This is a genomic window from Thermosinus carboxydivorans Nor1 (assembly GCF_000169155.1).
GTDB lineage: Bacteria > Bacillota > Negativicutes > Sporomusales > Thermosinaceae > Thermosinus > Thermosinus carboxydivorans.
In genome coordinates this window covers 44,857-64,990 of the sequence record NZ_AAWL01000013.1, presented here as the reverse complement: position 1 = coordinate 64,990, position 20,134 = coordinate 44,857, and the positions used below count along the sequence as shown (strand labels likewise).

Here is a 20,134-nt window from a genome sequence, read left to right as displayed (position 1 = left end):
ACAATGTTGCCCCCGCGGCTGATCGTCTCGTTGACAATTTGCGCTAACGCCTCTTCCCGGTCATAGTGATCATGCCGGCGGTTGCCATAGGTTGACTCGACAATGACATAATCGGCATCACTGATAGTAACAGGATCTTTCAGAATTGGCTGGTCAGGCTGGCCGAGGTCGCCAGAAAAAACGAGTTTCGTCGTTTGTTCTTGCTCCGTGATCCAAATTTCAACCATCGACGACCCTAGAATATGCCCGGCGTCACGAAACCGCACCCGCACATAGGGCGACAGGCTGATCTCCTTATCATATGGAACAGCAGAAAATTGTTTTAAACAATCATAGGCGTCAGGTACGGTATACAGCGGCTCTACCGGCTTGCGTCCGGCCCGCTTACCTTTGCGGTTGGCAATTTCGGCGTCAAATTCCTGGATATGGGCGCTATCGGGCAGCATAATACCGCATAGTTCCGTCGTTACCTTAGTGGCGTAAATAGGACCTTTAAACCCGGCTTTACAGAGTTTAGGGAGCAGGCCGCTATGGTCGATATGGGCATGGGTGAGTAGCACATAGTCGATTTCGGCAGGATTATAAGGAAAATCACGGCGGTTAAAAGCGCTAATGGCCTTAGATCCCTGAAACATGCCGCAATCAACGAGAAACTTTTCTTCTCCCGTCTCGATAAGGTAAGACGAGCCGGTAACCATCATGGCCGCCCCTAAAAACGTCAGGCGCACGTTCTCAACTCCTTCATATGCACTTCATCATAGAATATGTCTTTTCCACGCCGCGGGGTATATTCCTCCAATAAAAAGCAAGATGACGGCCTTGCTTTGGCAAAACCGTCATTCCTCACCGATAATCCGGACCTCCGGTTGGAGCCGGACATCAAACTTTTCTTGCACCCGGCGCTGCACTTCCCTAATGAGGGCCAACACGTCCTGGGCCGTTGCCCCGCCGGCATTTATGATAAAACCAGCGTGTTTCTCAGAGACTTGGGCGCCTCCGATCCGCAGACCTTTCAATCCGGTCTGTTCAATCAACGTTCCGGCGTAATAGCCTGGCGGCCGTTTAAAGGTGCTGCCGGCACTGGGCATTTCCACCGGCTGTTTGGCCTCACGCCTGTTAGTGTATTCAGCCATTTTACTGCTGATTTCAGCAGGACTGCCCGGCTTTAAGGCTAACTCTACCTCACAGATGACACATTTGTTTTCCTGAAACACGCTGTGCCGGTAACCGAAATCTATTTCGGCCTTGGTAAAGCGCTTTAGAGTGCCGTCAGGACAGACCGCGGTTACAGCGGCCACAACATTTCCCATCTCCCCGCCGTAAGCGCCGGCATTCATAAAGACCGCGCCGCCTATACTGCCGGGAATACCGACGGCAAACTCCATACCGGTAAGGCCTTGCCGGGCGGCGTAGCGGGATACATCGCCCAAAGATGCGCCGGCACCAGCATAGATAAGCGCCCCTGTATGCCGGATATAACCCATGTGCTCATCAAACTTAATGACTAAGCCCCGAATTCCTTTATCCAGCACGAGCACATTGGACCCATTACCCAATACGGTCACCGGCAAGCCAAACTTGGCCGCAAGGGCAAGGGCTGCCGCCACCTCGCCGGTCGACGCCGGTACAAAGAAAAAGTCGGCAGGCCCGCCAATATGGAAAGTAGTGTGCTGCGACATGGGTTCATCTGTTCGCACCCGGTCGGCGCTGGCTATACTTTTAAGTTTGCTCAGAAATTCCTGCCGCTCGTTATCGTTTAACAAAAAAATCCAGCCCTTCGGCGACTGCTTCGCCAATAATTTTATAGATATCAGCCATCATCCGCTGAAACCGAAAATATGCCTGGACAAAATCTTTGGCTTTACTGTTCAGCATCAGTAACTCATACAGCTTTTGGAGCTGCTCGGCACGCGCCTTATCTTCGCCTTTCCCGGCGAGCGCCGCATATTCAAGTTCCATCTGCTTAGCCAAAAACTCCTTTACCATTTTGAGAGTCTGCTCGTCGGCAGCGATTGCTTGTTGGGCAGCCAGCAAAGCACGGTATTCGTCCGAGTGTTTAAGGGCGCGGGCGAGCTCATGAGCTTTGTCGTAAACAAGCATTGCCATCCCTCACATTTACAAATCTATATTATGCGTATCATTACCAATTATTCAAGCAACGAAAATAGAATTCCTGCATGATTTTGGCATCCCGGGCCTGGGTACCTGCCGATTCACAGATAAGGCGCGGCGTATAACGCCGTTCGGCAATTACCTCTAGCAGCGGTTCATAGGACGGCCCAAAGGGATCATCAAAGGTCCAGTGTTTTTTCTCCCCGGCTTTTGTAAACTCAATCCGGCTAAAATGGATATGTAAGTTAGCCGCCACTTCCTCCCCCAATTCGGTAGCTACTTTGTCAAAGACGGCAGCAAATTCCTCACGGGTAGTATATTGTCCGCCGGTAACGGCATGCATATGGCCAAAGTCAACCGCCGGCGCCACCCATTTTGCCATACGGCATAACTCCAGCACTTCGTCCAACGTCCCGAGCTGGTTCTGTTTCCCCATTGTTTCCGGAGCAAGCAACACGGTATTAAGTCCCTGCCGTTCGGCTTCAGCTAAAACCTCTGCAAATAACCGCTTGGCCTGTTCCATTGCCCGCCGGCGTTCCTGTCTACCCGGCCCGCCGGGGTGGAACACTACGCGGTCGGCGCCCATCCATTGGGCCGCTTCCAGCGATTTTAGTAGGTGCTTTTTTGTATTAGCGGCTATTTTGGCGTCCTCGGTTGCCAAGTTGATATAGTATGGCGCATGGATGCTGAGTTTAATATTATGCTCCGCCGCCTGTCGGCCAATCGCCGCTGCCGTTTCCGGGCGGATGGTTACTCCCCGACTACACTGATATTCATAGGCGGTAAGACCAAGACCGGCCAGCCATTGCGGCATATCGACCGAAGCTTTATAGCCTGCCTGGTAAAAAGCATCAGGGTTGCCAGCCGGACCAAATTGCGCGTACAACTAAATCATCCCTCACTACTTTGCATATTTTATCAGCACAGCCCCGGAAAACCAAGCTGACGCAGCGCCTCATAAGCAACAACGGCCACGGCGTTGGAAAGATTGAGCGACCGTGCATCCTCGAGCATGGGAATACGAATGCAATTAGGCCAGTTGGCGCGCAAAAGCTCCTCGGGAAGACCGGCCGTCTCTTTGCCGAAAACAAGCACATCGCCGGCGGTGTAGCGGATATCGGTATAACGCTTCTGGGCTTTGGTAGTATTGAAATAGAAATTGTGACCGGCATAGCGGTCGGCTACTTCCTGAAAGTTTTCGTGATAATGCACCTTTACCAGATGCCAATAGTCGAGCCCCGCCCGCTTCAAATGGCGGTCATCGGTTGAAAAACCAAGCGGTTTTACCAAATGAAGTTCACAGCAAGTAGCAGCGCAGAGGCGCGCAATATTGCCCGTATTGCCGGGAATCTCCGGTTCGACCAGGACAATATGCAGCATCGAGTTCACCCCGCTATTTAGCACAAATTAGACTAAGGCCTTCCGGCGACAGGCTTTTTCGCCGGCGCAACATACATCAGGACGACCATGACAACAATGGACGCCAAAATGCCGGTAGATTGGGCGTTTAAAATCCATAGCCCCTTGCCTTGATTACCGAAGTGAAGCGCTATGGTCGTTGCAACCCCGACAATGGCCGAGGCAAACGCTGCTGTTGTTGTCGGTCGGATAGAAAAGAGTCCGAATAATAACGGCGCCGTCAACGAAGCCGCCATCAGGCTGTAAAAAATGGATAGGGCGGTAATAATATTAGGCAAAAGCAACGCCATCCCTACGCCCAAGAGGCCGGAGACCAGACTGACCATCCGGCTGGTTTTGAGCAAATTGGCATCAGCGACATGGGGGTTAATAAAAGTCTTATACAAGTCTTTGGTAATTGATGTGGCCAGCATATAAAGTACAGCGTCAGCGGTGCTGACTTCGGCGGCAAAAATGGCTGCCAGCGCCAAAGCCGAGACCCAGAACGGCATTAGCTCTTTCATGGCCACCGGCAGTGCAAGCTCCCGCTGCGACAAATTCGGAAAAATGGCGTAAGCGCACATGCCGAGCAGAGCTGGTAAAAAGGCGAATCCGAACTGAACAATAGCGTTCCAAGCCGTGCCGCTTTTCACGGCCCCAATGTCCTTCGCCCCGTAAACCTTGCCAATCAGTCCCGGAGAAATAAAGAAAGAAGGTGTAAGCATAAGAAAATAGCCGATAATTGTCGTCAGACCTATGCCATCCCATCGAAAGTACCGGGCAGCCTCGGCGCTTCCGGCGTTTTGGGCAATGAGCTTTTCCAGTCCGCTGAAGCCACCGACAAAATTCAGTGCATATGGCGCAGCAATAACAAAACCGGCAAAAATCACGGCCACTTCAAGAATATTCACAATTGCCGCCGAGAGAAGGCCGCCGGCGGCAAAATACAGGGTTGTGACCATCGCGCCGATGATTATTCCTATCGTCTTCTCCACGCCGGCGACTGCCCACAAAATCCAAGCGATGCCGATCAATTGACCGGCAAAAAGAGCAAGCGTTCCCACCGCCATCATTAGTGCAATAAGGCCGCGGAAATAGCGTGAATAACGCATGTCGAGATAGTCGCCGAGGGTATACAAGTTATATTTTTGCGCCACTTGCCAGATTTGCGGACCGACAAAATAGGCCAAAACTAATGAGCCTACGGCCGACGTGCCGATCCACCACCAGGCCGAAAGGCCGTGTTGATAAGCAATGCCTGTACGCCTACCGTCGAACCTGCGCCAATATTGGCGGCAATCAGCGTTGTAAACAATAGTCCCGGGCCTAATTGGCGCCCAGCCACGAAAAAGTCGGCCGCCCCTTTGACATACCGGGTAACGATAAACCCGGTCACGATGAGTAGCACGGCATAAAAAACGATCGCCATTAAATAATGGTTCATCCATCTCACCTCGGTCGCTAGGCGGACAGAAAACCGGCATATATACCCTGTCCAACCAAATGAGCCATATAGCGGCGGTCATACAAAAACCTGCCCGCAAAAGGGCAGGCAAGACTCAGCCATGGATCAGGCGCGGAATACACCGCACACATACCCAATCACTTTCCCCCTTGGTCTTAATCGGCAGCAGCGGCCGCTCGTGCTCAGTTATGCCGCACATATGACATTTCATTATCACATTGAATTCCGGCCGACCGGCGATTTGCCGCTTATGGGCGTGCACCGCCTCTTCGTCAAAAGGTGTTGCTTCCCGTTCTTCTAAAGTAAGTGCGCCCGTAGGACAGGTGCCGATGCAAAAGCCGGCGCCATCGCACAATTCTTCCCGCCGCACTTTCGCCTTACCGTTAACAATTTCGATGGCTCCTTCTGCACAAGGTGCTACACACTTACCACAACCAGTACAAAGGTCTTCATTAATTTTAACAATTTTGCGTTTTACTGTTTTTGCCATTGTAACCAACCTCTCACTCAAAAATTCAGCTATATTATATCCAAAATTCGCCGATATTAAGGCTCCCGCGCCATCTTTCCTCGTCGCTGAACGACTGCTCCCGCCGTCAGCATTAGCGCACTAACGATAAGGCCTGCATATAGCGGATCAATGCCGTAAGGAAAAAGAATTTTCCACAGAAGCGCGGCACCGGCGCCCCCCACCATCGACCAAATGGCATAAACCGGCCTAATGCGCCCCGGCCAGAATACGGCTGCCGTCAGTGGTAAAAAGATGCCGGCTCCGCGTAAACCCATTGATAGAAAATTCCATTCTAATACAAGTGATTTTAAGTTTCCAAAGGTAAAGAGCGTAGCCAATAGCGTAACCACCAACACAGCACCGCGGTTAGCCCACAGCAACCGCCGGTCGCCGCTTATTCCCCATACTTCGCTTAGAATGTCGCGCGACAGCATGGTAGCAACGCCGAGGGCCAAACCGGCGGCTGAGCCAATCGCCGCTAAGAGCAGCGCGGCAATAGCGACGCCGCCAAGCCATGGCGGCAAGTAATAAAGAATGAATAGTGGCAGCGCGTCAATCGGGGCAATAGCGGGGTGATGTACCCGCATGTACATGCCGGCCATAACGGCCGGAATCCCTGCCGGCAAGGTGATAAGGGCGGCCACCACTGCCCCCCGCCTGGCCGCTTGAACATCGCGGGCAGCATAAATTGCCTGAATATATGTTTGGGTGGATAAAGTACCAACTAGCAGTGACAGCGCACTGCCAAAATCAACCCATACTCCCCGGCCTACCAAATTAAGCCACGGGTCGGCAGGAAAGGCCTGCAAAAAGCCGGCCACACCGCCCATTCCTGTATAAGTCAGTATGCCAACGGCCACTAGCGTGATAAAAATTAGGACCATCTTCAGCGTACCAATTAGTCCTGTACCCCAGACACCGCCAAAAAAGACATAGACGATGATAAGAAAAAAGACAATGCCGGCAGCATAGGCGGCGTCAATTTGAAAAATGGCGCTAATAATCGGCACCGCCGCCAAAATGCTGGAAACAATGCTGAAAAAAATGCCGATTGACGACGCCAAACTGGCAAGCGGTCCGGCCAGCGGTCCGTAACTGATAGCAAGATATTGCGGTATAGTCTGCAGATTTGACTTTCGCAGCGGTGTAGCGTAAAACAGGCCCATAACGAGCAAGGCTATCCCCGTGCCAAGGGTAAACCACCACGCGGACAACCCGACGGTAAATGCAAGTTGAGCGGTGCCGACGGTAGAAGCGCCGCCGATGATCGTACCGATGATTGTCCCAGCAATCATCGTCACCCCCGACTTATGCCCGCCGACAGCAAAATCGGCGGCATTTCTTACCTTACGCGCGGCATATAGTCCTGTCACCGTTACGGCAGCCAATGTTACGAGCAGTCCGATCATATGTACTGGTGAAAGAAGCATACCTTTGCCCCCCGCCCGCAAGTGCAGCAAATCCGTTTCTTGCTTTCCCTGCCCCCAATATTAAACTATGTACAGCCGGCCAATTCTATATGTTCTCTGTCCAGTACCAATCCCCTGCCATACCTTTCGTTTTTTTGCCCAATTTCAAGCACCACAAAGAAAAAGCCCTTCTCGGACGGACACCTTCAGCAAAAGTCTCTTCCCACGCCTGATTCATGTCTCAAAGATATTAAACAATACCAAGACGCCAAAAACCGTAATAACGACCCCCGATATGCGGTTGACCCAATGGAGGACGCGTACATCCACCTTGGCGCGGAGAGTGCTAACCAAACTGCTTAACAGAAACCACCACAGGGTCGATCCCAAAAAAACGCCGCCTATCAGCATAATCGCCCCCCAGTAACTAACACCTGCCCCTTTGATGCCGAACGCGGCAAAAATGGCGGCAAAAGCAAGAATAGTAAGCGGATTAGTCAAGGTCAGCAAAAAAGTGGAAAAATAGGCGGCCGCCAACCCCTTGCCCCTCACCGCCGCCGACTGTGAGGCTGGTTCGCTAAAAAAAGTCTTAAGCCCCAACATGCACAGACATAGACCGCCGGCAAACCTTAGCAGCGTATGCTGTGATGTCAGAAAATTAGCCACGAAGGTCAGCCCAAAGCTGGCGATACACCCGTAAAGAGTATCGGCGGTAGCTGCGCCCAGCCCAGACAAAAAACCTGACGCCCGTCCCTCGGCCAGCGTGCGGCGGATACACAACACCCCAATCGGCCCGACGGGTGCAGCAATGGAAAAACCAATTATAACCCCTTTTATAAAGACGCCAAGATCCATCGGCCTCTCTCCTAGGCATACGACAATAGTTTAGGGAATTACGACAAAAAAGTACCTATTTTTATATTTTTAACCTTTTTGCCTTTGCTTTATTATTCTATGCGTGCCGGCTTTTTTCCCGCACCGGTCGGCACACTTTTTGGCGCCCCCCCATATCCTATATCGTAAATCAGAGGCAGCGTAAAGGCAAGGAGGAATTCCCCATGTTAAAAGGCAAAGTTAAACACGTCTTTCCAGGCGGCAATACTCCTTACGGCTTTTTTTCCTACTATGACTACATAATCTCCAGCGGTGACGCCGCCCGCATCTTTGTCATCAAAGGCGGTCCCGGTGTCGGCAAATCAACTTTTATGAGAAAAATGGGTGATGTAATGACAAACCGCGGCTATGACGTAGAGTTTCACCACTGTTCCAGCGATAACAATTCCCTGGACGGGGTCGTCATCCCCGCTCTACGGGTAGCCTTTATCGATGGTACGGCTCCCCACGTCGTTGACCCGAAACATCCCGGCGGGGTCGACGAAATCCTCCATTTGGGCGATTTTTGGGATGAAGCGAAAATGGTCGCCAATAAGCAGGCTATTTTGAACTGCACTAGCGAAATCAGCAAACTGTTTCAAAGAGCCTACCGCGTTCTGCGGGCCGCCAAATCCCTGTACGATGACTGGGAAGCAGTCAATACCGATGCCCTGAATCCCGTAGTAGCCAACCAAAAAGCTGCTGAGCTAATAAATGAGATTTTCGGTGGGATTAGCGGTATCGGCGCCGGAAAGGTGCGCAAACTGTTCGCCTCAGCCATCACCCCGGAAGGTCCGGTAAACTACCTCGATTCCGTGGTGGGCGCCATGAACACCCGCTATATCGTGACCGGCGAACCTGGAACAGGCAAGGCCACGCTCCTGCAGAAAGTAGTAGATACGGCGGTAGCAAAAGGGCTGGACGTAGAAGCCTATTATTGTCCGCTTGCCCCACAGAAAGTAGAGCATGTCCTGATTCCCGCCCTGAACGTCGGTATTACCACCGTCTGCGGCCCACATGCATATAAACCTTCTGATGCTCGCAAGACCATCAACATGAATGAATGCCTTAAACCTCAGTTTGTTGCAAAAAGGGCGGCCGAGAAAGCTTTCGCGCAAGAGACCTACCAAACCCTCTTTGCCAAGGCGGTTGCTTATATCAACCAGGCGAAAAAACTCCATGATACATTAGAGACTTACTATGTGCCGAACATGGATTTTGCCGGCGTGCAAAAACTATGGGAAAAAACACGCGACCGCGTGCTCGCCTATGCCAATAAATAAACTTTACCCCTGTTCTTTTTTCTGGAAAAATGATATATAATAGAATTGGTTCTGATAAAATGTGGGTTTTTCCCATGTTTTAGAGGAAATAAAAAACTGTCGGAAATCTGCATGCAAGGGCAACCGCCTGCGCACAGGAAGAACAGGGCATATGTGCAAGCTGGCCTTCTTTTGCGTGCGCAAAAAGAAGGCCTTGTATTTTGCGCCGGGAGGAAACACTGTGGCCAAACGTATCGGAGTAATTGGTATTGTCATTGATGACCCCAAAACAATCGTTGACAGAGTAAATGCCATCATCAGTGACTACAGTCATATTATTATCGGCCGCATGGGCGTCCCACGGCACGAGGAAAATGTCGGCGTAATCGCCCTGATTATCGAAGGTACGACCGACGACGTAGGCGCGTTAACCGGACGGTTAGGCAATTTACCCGGCGTTACCGTCAAATCGGCCCTTACTGCCAGAAGCACGACAGAAAAGGGAGGCAAATAAATGATTAATGATCTTGAGCGCACTTCCGACGCCTTTATTGACGACACCCTTATCATGTCGTTGCAGGAAGCGGCCAAAACCAAAGCCAAGGATGAACCACTGGTGCGCCGCATCATTAACAAGGCACTGGCTTTTCGGGGGCTGACGGCGGAGGAGGTAGCCGTTCTGCTGGAAGTCGAAGACCCAAATCTGCTCCGGGAAATGTACGCTGCGGCCGCTAAAGTAAAATTGGCCATTTACGGCACCCGCATCGTTCTATTCGCCCCGCTGTACATCTCCAGCTTCTGCATTAACAACTGCGTCTACTGCGGCTACCGCACTGGTAACCGTCAGCAGCTCCGGCGCCGGCTGACGCTGGCGGAAATTAAGGAAGAAGTCGAAATTTTGGAATCGCTTGGTCATAAGCGGCTGGCCGTGGAAGCCGGTGAAGATCCGGTCAACTGCCCAATAGATTATGTAGTAGACTGTATCAAAACTATCTACAGCATCCGCGATGGCAACGGCAGTATTCGCCGCGTTAACGTGAACGTTGCGGCGACTACGGTAGAAGAATACCGCAAACTAAAGAGCGCTGGCATTGGCACTTATATTCTCTTTCAAGAAACCTACCACCGACCGACATATGCCGCCATGCACCCAACCGGACCAAAAAGCGATTACAACTGGCATACGACCGCCATGGACCGGGCCATGCAGGCCGGGATTGATGATGTAGGCATCGGCGTGTTGTACGGTTTGTATGATTATAAATATGAGACAATCGCCCTTTTCCTCCATGCTGAACACTTGGAAAAAACTTTCGGAGTCGGGCCGCATACTATATCGGTTCCTCGTCTCCGTCCGGCGGGGGGTATGGATCTTTCTCAATTCCCGCACCTCGTCAGTGACGAAGAGTTTAAGAAAATTGTTGCCATTATCCGTCTGGCCGTCCCATACACCGGCATAATTTTATCCACTCGCGAGCAGCCGTCTCTGCGCGATGAGCTCATTACCTATGGCGTTTCGCAAATCAGCGCCGGCTCGTGCACCGGTGTCGGTGGCTACCACCAGGTCTACCGCGAGCACGACAGTTGCGCAAACGGCATGCAGTTTGAGCCTGGCGATCACCGGTCCCCCAACGAAATAATCCGTATGCTCTGCGATAAAGGGTTTATTCCCAGCTATTGTACCGCCTGCTACCGCCAGGGACGCACCGGCGACCGGTTTATGCAGCTGGCTAAAACCGGTGAAATCCAAAATGTTTGTCTGCCGAACGCTATTTTGACCTTTAAAGAATATCTGCTGGACTATGCCGATCCCCAGACCAAGGCAAAGGGCGAAGAGCTAATCCGCGCCAGTCTTGACCAGATTCCGCAAGCGCCGGTACGGGAAGAAACCGAACGGCGGCTTAAACAGATTGAAGCAGGAACGCGCGATGTGTACTTCTAAGCCAGTTGGGTTTTCCAACTGGCTTTTCCTTTGTATCTTGTCGTAAAATTATTATTGAGCGGTTAACTATATAACCATCCGGGAAATTCTAATGACTGTCCACCAAAATTTTCAACGAATAGGTGTAATTTGATGCGTCACTGGAAAAAATTAAAAACTATCTTAATCCTTATGCTTATCCCCCTGACAATAGTAGCGGCCGACAGCTGGCTGCGCAGTGCTCTTGCTCATTTCAAGCCTACCCTGAACATCGTCGCCGTCAGCAACGAATATATCCTTACCTGGGACAAACTTCCTTATCCTGTTTACTATGAAATCGAAGTGCTCAATCACCCGCCGGCTGATGACCGCGAGCCCGCAGGGCCGACCGAGCGAATTGCCCGTTACCGAACGCGGGAACCCAAGTTTGTCATTGACCAAAAATTCCCCTTCCGCACCTATTGGCGGGTAACGGCTCGCAGCCTGCTGCGTCTGCCGGTAGGCCGCTACTCCGAAGCAGTCAACCTGGCGGAAATAGCCGACGTTGCCGCCGTAAATTTTCATGCGGTGAAGCCAGTTGCTACTTCTCACTATCCCCATCACGACCCGGCGCCCGTCCGGCCTTTCCTAACGTGGACAACCGTCCCAGGTGCCGTCTACTACGAAATCGAACTTTTGAGCGCACCACCGGAAAACCCGAACGACATATTGCCTTCCCGCCACCGGTTCTTTGCTTCCCAGGAGGTCTTTACCAACGGTTATCAAGCCGACCTTTCCGCTTATGGCGGCGATCACCTTTACTGGCGGGTGCGAGCTTTGGACTACAATGGCCATCCCCTGGGCGTTTTTTCCGACGCAGCGGAAATTTTTATTGACCGTTCCCTGCCCCAGCTACACAAGCCGCTTATTAATGCCGATCTCAACCGAGACGGTATGCCGACGCCGCTGTATCCTGTCTACTCCTGGATCCCGATTATCGGTGCTACGCAGTACGAAGTAGAAGTGACCGACCAGCCTCCGGAAAACCCCAATGACATCGTGCCTTCCCGTCACCGCATCTGGAGTAAACGGGTTGAAGGTATTGACTGCTATGATGATGAACCCCGGATCCGCCCGGGCACTTATTACTGGCGGGTACGCGGGCTGGACGCTGCCGGCAACCCGGTCGGCGTGTTTTCCGATGCCGCTCCGTATGTGGTAGACCTCTCCAAAGGCAATTACGCCGCCACCTTCGGCGACAGCATCACCCATGGCGGCGGCGCCATCTCCTATTCGCCGGCCGATTGGGAATATAGTTTTCAGACCTATCTCAACTTTCCGGTCGTCAACCTGGGGCGCAGCGGCGACACTTCGGCAACCATGGCCGCCCGGTTTGAGAGAGACGTCCTGCCCTTTCAACCCAAATACCTAATAATTCTGGGCGGAACCAACAGTCTGCGCGGCGGCACGCCGGCATCCGAAGTGATAAAAGACTTGACGGCAATCCGGGACAAATGTTTAAAATACGGCATCCGCCCGATCTTTCTCACTCTGCCGCCCATCAATCCCGCCGCCATTGCCCGTGCGTTTAATGAAGAGACGGTGCCTAACTGGCGGGAGGAATTTGACGCCGTTAACCGTTTTATCCGTCAGCAGCGCTATTATATCGACCTTGATCCCTTTTTCTGCGATGCGGCCCGCGAACTTCCTGATCATTACGCCATTGACGGCCTGCACCCTGACATTGAAGGGAAAAAATTAATGGCCCAAATTATTAATGCCAATTGGGCCAGAGTAACACGTTAACTTATAACAGGTGAACATCAGCCGGATGAAACGCCAACCGTACCGGCACGCCCGCTTGCAGCCGGTTCGTATCCTGCCGGCGCGGCGCCAACAGGGTAAACACAATTCCTTCCGCCTGCACCATTATCCGTTCGGCGCCGATGCCAGCGACAACTTGGCGGACAACGCCGTCCACCACCACCCATGGTGGACGCTCAAACGACAACCGTTCGTCCCAAAGATAGATGGCGTCTGCCGGCAAACAGCACCGGACTGCCTCGTGCCGGCCGGGCAGCGTAAACCGGATGGACTCGGTCAGCCGCACCACCGTTTGCTCGCTCCCAGGTTCAACGGTGCAGGCAAAAATATTATCCATCCCTACCAGTTTGGCTACTGTTTCATCGGCCGGCTGTCTGAGCAGCACTTCCGGATGGCCGTCCTGAATAATGCGGCCTTGAGCCATGGCTACGGCCCGGTCAGCAAAATACAGGACATCGGTAAAATTATGGCTAACCAATAATACTGTCATGGATCGTACTTGGGCAAGCTGCCGCAGTTCGGTGAGGAGAGCGGTCCTGGTGGACGGGTCGAGGGACGCAAACGGTTCATCAAGCAAGAGTAATTCCGGGTCGGTGACAAACGCCCGGGCCAGACAGACACGCTGCGCTTCTCCCCCGGAAAGGCGTGACGCCTGGCGGGATGCCAAGTGACCACAGTGAAAAACATCGAGGGCCGCTGCAACCTTCTCTTTGACGACCTCTTGGGGCAACTGGCGGAATTTTAGGCCGAGTGCCACATTTTCGAACACCGTTCCGTCCAAAAGCAGCGTCTCCTGAAAAACCATGGCACAGCGCCGCCGCAGCGTCAGCGGTTCAGTCGCGGCCGCATTTTGACCAAAAAGTTCCACTTTTCCGCAATACGGCAAAAACAGATTGAGTACCTGCAGCAGACTGCTCTTACCGGCGCCGTTGGGGCCGATAATGGCTACTAATTCGCCCGGTGCTACAGCGAAATGGTCAATATCCAGCACTGTCCGTCCCTGCCGCCTGACCTTCACCCCTGTCATCCGCAGAACAGGCTGCATTACCATGCCTTCCTTCCTTTTTGCTGCAGAATAGTCAGCAGAATAATGACGGTATAGGCAAGCATCAGCAAGATAAAACTAAACGCCAAAGCTATATCGTAATTTCCTTTGCTGACCTCCATCACCGTCGCGGTCGTAAGCACCCTGGTCTGACCTTTAATATTGCCGCCAACCATCATAGATGCCCCTACCTCGGAAACAACGCCGCCGAAACCGGCCATTACGGCGGCCAGCAGTCCCAGCCGTGCTTCACGGATAAGCAGCCAGTTGGCTTGCCAAGACGTAGCCCCCAGCGATAATAATTGCCAGCGCAGTTTGGGGTTCAAGCCGGCAATAGCGGCAAAACTCAGTCCGGCGACGATTGGGCTGGCAATTAATGCCTGGGCGATAATCATCGCCCAGGGCGTATACATCAGACCCAACATGCCCAAGGGCCCATAGCGCCAGAAAAGCAGGCTGACAACAAGGCCAACCACTACCGGCGGCAGACCCATGCCAAAATTGATCAAACTCAAACAAATACTCTTGCCGGGAAAGTCGCGGAACGCCAGCCACAATCCTAGCGGAAGGCCAACGACCACACTGATGAGCGTTGCCGTTCCGGAGACAAACAGCGTGAGCAGCGTTACCTGGTACACTTCGGCGTCGCCGCTAGCCAGCAGCGCGATTGCCTGTATCAAACCATTCCAGAAATTTTCCATACCCTACCTTCAAAACATCTATTAAACAACCATTTTTACCGAACTAGTGAGCCGGAGCGCCGCCGCACTCACCAGCTTCGCCTTTCATAATGGCCAGCCCGTGTTCTAAGGCCGGCAACACTACTTCGAGGCATTCCCGCACACCTTTAGGACTGCCGGGCAGGTTAATAATCAGGGTGCGCCCGCGCAGGCCAGCGACCGCGCGGGATAGCATCGCCCGCGAAGTTTTTTCCAGCGATTTGGCCCGCATGGCTTCGGCAATGCCGGGTACTTGCCGGTCAATCACGGCCAGCGTGGCTTCTGGCGTAACATCACGCGGTCCAAGCCCTGTCCCGCCGGTGGTGAGAATTAAATCGATCTTGAGTTCATCGGCCATGTAGATAATTTCTCGGCTGATGACCGCCTGGTCATCGGGAACAACTACATAACGCTTGACCGTTCCCAGACCAGCCAGCATCTCGGCAATAGTTTTGCCGCTCATATCCTCCCGCTCGCCCCGCGAACCTTTGTCACTGGCCGTGATAATCCCGATGCTAAACATTGTCAACCACCTCAATGATATCGCCGACCGAAACTACGCCAGGTTGCACAACAATCGCAAAGATTCCCTCTTTCGGCATGACACAGTCGCCGGCTTGGTAATAAATGCTGCAGCGAGTATGGCATTCTTTGCCGATTTGGCTGACTTCCAGCAGGGCATCACCGATTTTCAGCCTGGCACCCACCGGCAGGGTCGTGAGTTCAATCCCTTCGGTGGTCAGGTTTTCAGCAAAATCGCCTGGCTTAACGTCCAGCCCCTTTTGCCGCATCTTTTCGATGCTCTCAAGGGCCAGCAAGCTAACCTGCCGATGCTGAAAGCCGGCATGGGCATCTCCCTCCAGGCCAAGGCCGGTCAACAATCTGCCTGTCCCAACATTTGTCTTGCGCTCACCTTTGTTTTTACTTATGCAAACGGCTACAATTTTTCCGCGCACTCATACCGACTCCTCTCGCTGATAATTGCCGCTCTTGCCTCCTGATTTAGCTGTCAGGCGGATATATTCCACTATCATATCCTTATCTACGGCTTTACACATGTCATAAATAGTAAGGGCGGCTACAGATACGGCGGTAAGGGCTTCCATCTCGACCCCCGTTTTACCGGTCGTCTTGACCGTGGCGCGAATGTCAATGGCGCTGATTTCTTCCCGCAGGGTAAATTCAATGTTGACACCGGTAAGCAGCAGCGGATGGCACATCGGAATAAGCTCCCAAGTGCGTTTGGCGCCCATAATGCCTCCCACTTGGGCTACGGCGAGAACATCGCCCTTACCCATCGCCCCTTTTTTAACCAGTTCCAGTGTCTGAGGCCGCATTGTTACCCTGCCCTCGGCAACAGCTTCCCGCACCGTATCATTTTTGGCGGTAACGTCTACCATCCGGGCTTTGCCGGCTTCATTAAAATGCGATAGTTCCACTCCAGCCACCTCTATGCGAAATGAAAAAATTCAAAGATATTTTGCTCGGTATCGAAGTAAAGCAGTTTGTTCCTGATAGGCTGACCAAGGCCAGTCAGGATTTTTATGACTTCTTGCGCCTGCAACGCCGCCGCCAGCGCCGGCGTCGGCGCGGGATTGCCAAGCAGCGCCTCTACGCCGCGTTCCGCCCCGGTCATTCCCCGGTAGACATGCGCCAGACCGGGGTCGCCGGGAAAAACGGTCATTACTTGGCCGGTGCAGCCAGCAATGGCGCCATGGACCAATGGCAGGCCCAGCCTGGCCGCTGCCGCTGCTAACACCAGCCGGGTCTTGATATTGTCCAGGGCATCGACAACAACCTGCACCCCGGCGAGGAAACTTTGCGCATTCTTTTCGTCCAACATACAAGGTACGGCGATCGCTTCAACATCCGGGTTAATGGCGGCTACCCGTGCGGCGGCAACCACCGCCTTATTTTGACCAATATTATCCATCGTTGCGAGAATTTGCCGGTTAAGGTTATGGAGGGCAAAATTGTCGCCATCAATAATTTTCAGTCGCCCAACCCCGGCTCGGGCCAGCAGCTCGACCACTAGTCCGCCCAGACCGCCGGCGCCGACAATGGCCACAGTGCTTGCCAGCAGCCGGGCCTGGCCGGCAGCGCCGATGGTTCCGATATTGCGCTGGTAGCGCTCAGGCACCGCACCATCTTTCATCTTAACCACCACCGACCGGCGGAAAAAGACCGACCCGATCACCGTCGGCCAACACCCGATTGCCATCGGAATGCATGCCGTTAACCATAATCATTTTTACTTCATGCCGGTCAATTTCCATTTCCGCCAACAATTCATCCACCGTAATGCCATCGGGAACATCGACCATAACAATGCCAGTAGCGCTGGCAGGACTGTACCGGCGCAGCGTGGCATACAGCCTTACTTCGATAACCATCAATTCACACCCTCTCAAACTTAATCAACAACTTAATCAACCCACAAAACCGTCCCGGCGCGGGAAGCATCATAACCGCCCAACGCCTCTACTTCCCGTCGGTAACCGTCCGAGCGCAGCACGGCAATAATTTCTTCCCGCCGCTCGTCATCGTCCGCGAAATTTAATATTAAGTCATATTGTTCATTGGCAATCGGAATAAAATCCAGCCCCAATGCCTGCGCCGCCGCCCTGATCCCTAACCCGGCGTCGGCGGCCCCGCCGGCAATGCTGGCGGCTACGGCCATATGCGTAGCTACTTCTTTTTCATAGCCTTGAATTTGTCCGGCGGCAATCCCCAGGCGGCGCAGTTCATAATCGAGCAGCATCCGCGTTCCTGAACCGCGCTGCCGGTTAATATACATAATCCCGGGTTGCGTTAAATCGGCCAGCGAACGAATTCCCTTCGGATTGCCCGGGGCAACAAGCAGGCCTTGCTCACGCCTGGCGAGATGAACGACCATACACTTGTGTCCCGCCAATAGCCGCCGAACAAAAGGCAAATTGTATTCGCCTGTTTCGTCATCTAACAAGTGAATACCGGCCAGATGGGCTTCGTTGTTGCGGATGGCCATGATGCCGCCCATACTGCCCACATTGGCGCAAGAAAGAATGTGGCCGCCATGGCGACGCAGGTGCATCCCGAGTAAATCAAGGGCTAAATCATGACTGCCTACCGCCAAAATCTGCCGCTCTAGCTCCAGCTCCGGACAGCATAGGTTAACGGTAATGGCCGTACCGGCGGCCAGACCATCGCTTTCGGCCGGGATGGCCATTAGCCCGCGCGCCCTGGTCAGCGAGGAAATAAGTCCCGCCCCGCGGGCCAGCGGCGCGGCTACGATCCGGCCCTGGACATTGCCCAACGAAAGGCGGACATATTCTTCTACCCCGATGGTCGAAAAAAGCTGGCGTGCGAGTTTAGCTTCCACCTGCTTAGGCGGCGTCGTCGGCAGCCCCTGGCGGGCTAGTAAAACCGGGCGGACGAATAATTCGGCCGTCAGCATGGCCGAAACAGGGTAGCCGGGCAAGCCAATAACCGGTTTTCCCCGGCACACCGCCAATACGACCGGTTTGCCGGGCTTGATGGCTACGCCGTGAACCAGCACCTGTCCTAACTCTGACATCACCGAATAAGTGTAATCCTCCGTGCCCGCCGAAGTGCCAGCGATCGTAATCACCATGTCGCAGTCATCGAGGCTGGCGGAAACGGCCTGGGCCAGCGCCGCGCGGTCGTCCCGCACGATTTTGCGCCGCACGGGCTGAGCGCCCCAGGATGCCACAGCTGCCGCTAACATAGGCGAATTAATGTCCAAAATCCGCCCTGGCGCCAGCTCCCGCCGGCTGGCCACAATTTCGGTGCCGGTAGGAATGATGGCCACTCGGGGCTTAGCGATGACTTTGATTCGTTCCAACCCCGCCGCCAGTAAAGCGGCAATATCGGCTGGCCCGATAACATGCCGCTCCGGTACAATCATTTCGCCCTGGACAATGTCTTCGCCGATAATCCGGACATGCTGCCACGGCGCGGCAGCAGCAGCAATTTCCGCATAATCTTCGGCAAAATGGACATCTTCGACCATTACGACGGCATTGGCTCCCGGCGGCAAGACATCGCCCGTATCAACGATACAGCAGGTTCCGGGGAGAATAGGGCCGCCGGCCGGCAGCACGCGCAGTTTTTTCGGCTGCCGCTCGGTTGCACCAAACGTATCTTCGGCCCGGACCGCAATGCCGTCCATCGCCGCCCCGTTGTAATGCGGGACCGACTGCACCGCGTAGACGGCGCATTCCGTCACCCGCCCCAGCGCTTGCTCTACCGCAATTTCTTCCGCTGGCAGCCTGGCAAAATAGCCCGCGGCAGCCAGGGCATTTTGCCATAGCGCCTCGGCCTCCTGGCGCGGCATACAGTCCAAATATACTTTTCCATTATGCATGGCATGTCTCCTTCTCAGCAGCGTAGCATCTCCACTTCCACTTGTTCACCGGCATAAAGGCCGCTCTTTTCCGGAGCGATAACAACGAGTCCGTCCGCTTCCGTCATGGTGCTAATAAGCCCTGATTTTCCAAAGACCGGCTCGGCCCAATACTCGCCGTCTCTGTGCAATAGCCGCACCCGGATGATTTCATCCCGTCCCGGCGCGGATGCAACATTGCGGCTCATCTTAGCCGGAACTTTAAACACTCTCTGCGCCTTTTCCCCAGCCATGACGGCAAGCGCCGGCCGGACCAGTTGGTGATAGATAATCAACGCCGAAACAGGGTGCCCTGGCAGCCCAAAAACAGGTACGGCGCCGACCATGCCGAATATCGTGGGCTTACCGGGTTTAACGGCAATCCCGTGGAGCAAAACCCCCGGACCGCCTAACGCTTCGATCGCTTTGACCGTATAATCCCGCGCTCCGACCGAGCTGCCGCCGGAAACCAACACGGCGTCGCATGCGGCTGCCGCCTCAGCCAACTTTAGCTGCAAACTTGCGTAGTTATCGCCGATTATGCCATAACGTACGGCGGTATAACCGGCTGACTCCAGCAAGGCCGCTAACGCGTACGAATTAATATCCCGCACCTGACCCGGCTGGGGGGAGACAGATACATCGACAATTTCGTCGCCGGTGGACAATACCCCAACTTTAAGCCGCCGGTAAACGCTTACTTTGGCAAAACCGCAGGCGGCTAACACCCCAATATCAAGGGGCGTTAATTTCTGTCCCTGCCGCACCAACACGGCACCGGGCATGGCATCTTCGCCGCGGGCAATACTATTGTCACCGGGCGCAACGGGTTTGGTTACCAGCAAGGTCCGGTCATCCACCCGCTCGGTATGCTCCAGCATGACGACAGCATCAGCATTGCCGGGCAGCATGCCGCCTGTCGGGACGGCTGCCGCCTGCCCCGGGCCCAGGACTAAGGTCGTAGTCTGTCCCATGGCAACTTCGCCGATGACGGTTAGCAGCGCCGGTATTCCTTCCCCGGCGGCAAAGGTGTCGGCACTGCGCACGGCAAAACCGTCTACGGTAGACCGAGGAAAAGACGGGAGCTCCTCGCGGCAAAGACAATCAACCGCAGCAATGCGCCCTGCCGCGGCGGCCAGTTCCACAATCTCGCTGCCGATGTCAGCGCTAGCGGCGTAGGCCAAAACAAGCCGACGCGCCTCGGTCAGCGTCTGGCAGTTGAAGAAATCCAC

The 20,134-nt window shown here is 53.9% G+C and carries 23 protein-coding genes; 4 read left to right on the top strand and 19 right to left on the bottom strand.

The window, feature by feature from the left end:
- From TCARDRAFT_RS09875 to TCARDRAFT_RS09835, 10 genes are all read right to left on the bottom strand, one after another.
- On the bottom strand, positions 1 to 728 hold a 728-nt coding region (locus tag TCARDRAFT_RS09875), incomplete at its 3' end, for an MBL fold metallo-hydrolase (protein WP_040683292.1).
- Positions 729 to 836: 108 nt separating this feature from the next.
- On the bottom strand, positions 837 to 1,763 hold the full coding sequence (gene murB, locus TCARDRAFT_RS09870; protein WP_007289839.1) for a UDP-N-acetylmuramate dehydrogenase: 927 nt from the start codon (positions 1,761 to 1,763) through the stop codon (positions 837 to 839).
- Positions 1,750 to 2,100 carry a YlbF family regulator gene (locus TCARDRAFT_RS09865; RefSeq protein ID WP_007289838.1) on the bottom strand — a complete coding sequence of 117 codons (351 nt, stop codon included), beginning with the start codon at positions 2,098 to 2,100 and terminating at the stop codon, positions 1,750 to 1,752. The genes murB and TCARDRAFT_RS09865 overlap by 14 nt, the downstream gene beginning before the upstream one ends.
- A 40-nt stretch (positions 2,101 to 2,140) precedes the next feature.
- Positions 2,141 to 2,998, bottom strand: coding sequence for a TIM barrel protein (locus TCARDRAFT_RS09860; protein ID WP_007289837.1), 858 nt, complete (start codon positions 2,996 to 2,998; stop codon positions 2,141 to 2,143).
- Positions 2,999 to 3,030: 32 nt separating this feature from the next.
- Positions 3,031 to 3,489 carry a tRNA (uridine(34)/cytosine(34)/5-carboxymethylaminomethyluridine(34)-2'-O)-methyltransferase TrmL gene (gene trmL / locus TCARDRAFT_RS09855; protein ID WP_040683306.1) on the bottom strand — a complete coding sequence of 153 codons (459 nt, stop codon included), beginning with the start codon at positions 3,487 to 3,489 and terminating at the stop codon, positions 3,031 to 3,033.
- Positions 3,490 to 3,524: 35 nt separating this feature from the next.
- Positions 3,525 to 4,730, bottom strand: a complete 1,206-nt coding sequence (locus TCARDRAFT_RS09850) for a sodium:solute symporter family protein (RefSeq protein ID WP_332248966.1) — start codon at positions 4,728 to 4,730, stop codon at positions 3,525 to 3,527.
- Entirely contained in the window at positions 4,712 to 4,954 is a 243-nt protein-coding gene (locus TCARDRAFT_RS16300; RefSeq protein ID WP_332248967.1) for a hypothetical protein, read from the bottom strand. Before TCARDRAFT_RS16300 ends, TCARDRAFT_RS09850 begins: the two co-directional genes overlap by 19 nt.
- A gap of 115 nt (positions 4,955 to 5,069) precedes the next feature.
- The gene (locus tag TCARDRAFT_RS09845) at positions 5,070 to 5,465 is read right to left on the bottom strand and encodes an ATP-binding protein (RefSeq protein ID WP_007289834.1); all 396 of its coding nucleotides are present in this window, start codon (positions 5,463 to 5,465) and stop codon (positions 5,070 to 5,072) included.
- A 56-nt stretch (positions 5,466 to 5,521) separates the two neighbouring features.
- A complete protein-coding gene (locus TCARDRAFT_RS09840; protein WP_007289833.1) occupies positions 5,522 to 6,916 on the bottom strand; it encodes a sodium:solute symporter family protein in 1,395 nt (464 codons plus the stop codon).
- A gap of 213 nt (positions 6,917 to 7,129) precedes the next feature.
- Positions 7,130 to 7,750: a LysE family translocator gene (locus tag TCARDRAFT_RS09835; protein ID WP_007289832.1), complete on the bottom strand. Its 621-nt coding sequence runs from the start codon at positions 7,748 to 7,750 to the stop codon at positions 7,130 to 7,132.
- A gap of 203 nt (positions 7,751 to 7,953) precedes the next feature.
- Here TCARDRAFT_RS09835 and TCARDRAFT_RS09830 point away from each other — a divergent pair, with 203 nt between their 5' ends.
- The 4 genes from TCARDRAFT_RS09830 to TCARDRAFT_RS09815 all read left to right on the top strand — a co-directional run bounded on the left by TCARDRAFT_RS09830 (position 7,954) and on the right by TCARDRAFT_RS09815 (position 12,736).
- Entirely contained in the window at positions 7,954 to 9,051 is a 1,098-nt protein-coding gene (locus TCARDRAFT_RS09830; protein WP_007289831.1) for a PRK06851 family protein, read from the top strand.
- 220 nt (positions 9,052 to 9,271) lie between these two features.
- Positions 9,272 to 9,544 carry a TM1266 family iron-only hydrogenase system putative regulator gene (locus TCARDRAFT_RS09825; protein ID WP_040683305.1) on the top strand — a complete coding sequence of 91 codons (273 nt, stop codon included), beginning with the start codon at positions 9,272 to 9,274 and terminating at the stop codon, positions 9,542 to 9,544.
- Positions 9,545 to 10,972 carry a [FeFe] hydrogenase H-cluster radical SAM maturase HydG gene (gene hydG, locus TCARDRAFT_RS09820; protein WP_007289829.1) on the top strand — a complete coding sequence of 476 codons (1,428 nt, stop codon included), beginning with the start codon at positions 9,545 to 9,547 and terminating at the stop codon, positions 10,970 to 10,972.
- 132 nt (positions 10,973 to 11,104) lie between these two features.
- On the top strand, positions 11,105 to 12,736 hold the full coding sequence (locus TCARDRAFT_RS09815) for an SGNH/GDSL hydrolase family protein (RefSeq protein ID WP_007289828.1): 1,632 nt from the start codon (positions 11,105 to 11,107) through the stop codon (positions 12,734 to 12,736).
- A gap of 1 nt (position 12,737) precedes the next feature.
- Here TCARDRAFT_RS09815 and TCARDRAFT_RS09810 read toward each other — a convergent pair whose 3' ends face one another.
- The 9 genes from TCARDRAFT_RS09810 to TCARDRAFT_RS09770 are packed head-to-tail and all read right to left on the bottom strand — an operon-like array spanning position 12,738 to position 20,134.
- Positions 12,738 to 13,799, bottom strand: coding sequence for an ABC transporter ATP-binding protein (locus TCARDRAFT_RS09810; protein ID WP_198003922.1), 1,062 nt, complete (start codon positions 13,797 to 13,799; stop codon positions 12,738 to 12,740).
- Positions 13,799 to 14,500, bottom strand: coding sequence for an ABC transporter permease (locus TCARDRAFT_RS09805; protein ID WP_007289826.1), 702 nt, complete (start codon positions 14,498 to 14,500; stop codon positions 13,799 to 13,801). The genes TCARDRAFT_RS09810 and TCARDRAFT_RS09805 overlap by 1 nt, the downstream gene beginning before the upstream one ends.
- 43 nt (positions 14,501 to 14,543) lie before the next feature.
- Positions 14,544 to 15,041, bottom strand: coding sequence for a MogA/MoaB family molybdenum cofactor biosynthesis protein (locus TCARDRAFT_RS15550; protein ID WP_007289825.1), 498 nt, complete (start codon positions 15,039 to 15,041; stop codon positions 14,544 to 14,546).
- A complete protein-coding gene (locus TCARDRAFT_RS15545) occupies positions 15,034 to 15,474 on the bottom strand; it encodes an MOSC domain-containing protein (protein WP_007289824.1) in 441 nt (146 codons plus the stop codon). The genes TCARDRAFT_RS15550 and TCARDRAFT_RS15545 overlap by 8 nt, the downstream gene beginning before the upstream one ends.
- The gene (moaC, locus tag TCARDRAFT_RS09790; RefSeq protein ID WP_007289823.1) at positions 15,475 to 15,957 is read right to left on the bottom strand and encodes a cyclic pyranopterin monophosphate synthase MoaC; all 483 of its coding nucleotides are present in this window, start codon (positions 15,955 to 15,957) and stop codon (positions 15,475 to 15,477) included. It abuts the gene before it with no gap.
- 11 nt (positions 15,958 to 15,968) lie between these two features.
- Positions 15,969 to 16,739, bottom strand: a complete 771-nt coding sequence (locus TCARDRAFT_RS09785) for a HesA/MoeB/ThiF family protein (protein ID WP_156784682.1) — start codon at positions 16,737 to 16,739, stop codon at positions 15,969 to 15,971.
- A complete protein-coding gene (locus tag TCARDRAFT_RS09780) occupies positions 16,675 to 16,911 on the bottom strand; it encodes a MoaD/ThiS family protein (protein ID WP_007289821.1) in 237 nt (78 codons plus the stop codon). The genes TCARDRAFT_RS09785 and TCARDRAFT_RS09780 overlap by 65 nt, the downstream gene beginning before the upstream one ends.
- A gap of 32 nt (positions 16,912 to 16,943) precedes the next feature.
- On the bottom strand, positions 16,944 to 18,884 hold the full coding sequence (locus TCARDRAFT_RS09775) for a molybdopterin biosynthesis protein (RefSeq protein WP_007289820.1): 1,941 nt from the start codon (positions 18,882 to 18,884) through the stop codon (positions 16,944 to 16,946).
- Between the two features lie 14 nt (positions 18,885 to 18,898).
- Positions 18,899 to 20,134, bottom strand: coding sequence for a molybdopterin molybdotransferase MoeA (locus tag TCARDRAFT_RS09770; RefSeq protein WP_007289819.1), 1,236 nt, complete (start codon positions 20,132 to 20,134; stop codon positions 18,899 to 18,901).

Excerpts from the sequence above, each read along its gene's own strand:
- TCARDRAFT_RS09865 (WP_007289838.1), bottom strand. The coding sequence starts at position 2,100 with ATGCTTGTTTACGACAAAGCTCATGAGCTCGCCCGCGCCCTTAAACAC.
- TCARDRAFT_RS16300 (WP_332248967.1), bottom strand. The coding sequence starts at position 4,954 with ATGAACCATTATTTAATGGCGATCGTTTTTTATGCCGTGCTACTCATC.
- TCARDRAFT_RS09845 (WP_007289834.1), bottom strand. The coding sequence starts at position 5,465 with ATGGCAAAAACAGTAAAACGCAAAATTGTTAAAATTAATGAAGACCTT.
- TCARDRAFT_RS09840 (WP_007289833.1), bottom strand. The coding sequence starts at position 6,916 with ATGCTTCTTTCACCAGTACATATGATCGGACTGCTCGTAACATTGGCT.
- TCARDRAFT_RS09835 (WP_007289832.1), bottom strand. The coding sequence starts at position 7,750 with ATGGATCTTGGCGTCTTTATAAAAGGGGTTATAATTGGTTTTTCCATT.
- TCARDRAFT_RS09830 (WP_007289831.1), top strand. The coding sequence starts at position 7,954 with ATGTTAAAAGGCAAAGTTAAACACGTCTTTCCAGGCGGCAATACTCCT.
- hydG (WP_007289829.1), top strand. The coding sequence starts at position 9,545 with ATGATTAATGATCTTGAGCGCACTTCCGACGCCTTTATTGACGACACC.
- TCARDRAFT_RS09815 (WP_007289828.1), top strand. The coding sequence starts at position 11,105 with ATGCGTCACTGGAAAAAATTAAAAACTATCTTAATCCTTATGCTTATC.
- TCARDRAFT_RS09810 (WP_198003922.1), bottom strand. The coding sequence starts at position 13,799 with ATGCAGCCTGTTCTGCGGATGACAGGGGTGAAGGTCAGGCGGCAGGGA.
- TCARDRAFT_RS09805 (WP_007289826.1), bottom strand. The coding sequence starts at position 14,500 with ATGGAAAATTTCTGGAATGGTTTGATACAGGCAATCGCGCTGCTGGCT.
- TCARDRAFT_RS15550 (WP_007289825.1), bottom strand. The coding sequence starts at position 15,041 with ATGTTTAGCATCGGGATTATCACGGCCAGTGACAAAGGTTCGCGGGGC.
- TCARDRAFT_RS09785 (WP_156784682.1), bottom strand. The coding sequence starts at position 16,739 with ATGGCAATCGGGTGTTGGCCGACGGTGATCGGGTCGGTCTTTTTCCGC.
- TCARDRAFT_RS09780 (WP_007289821.1), bottom strand. The coding sequence starts at position 16,911 with ATGGTTATCGAAGTAAGGCTGTATGCCACGCTGCGCCGGTACAGTCCT.
- TCARDRAFT_RS09775 (WP_007289820.1), bottom strand. The coding sequence starts at position 18,884 with ATGCATAATGGAAAAGTATATTTGGACTGTATGCCGCGCCAGGAGGCC.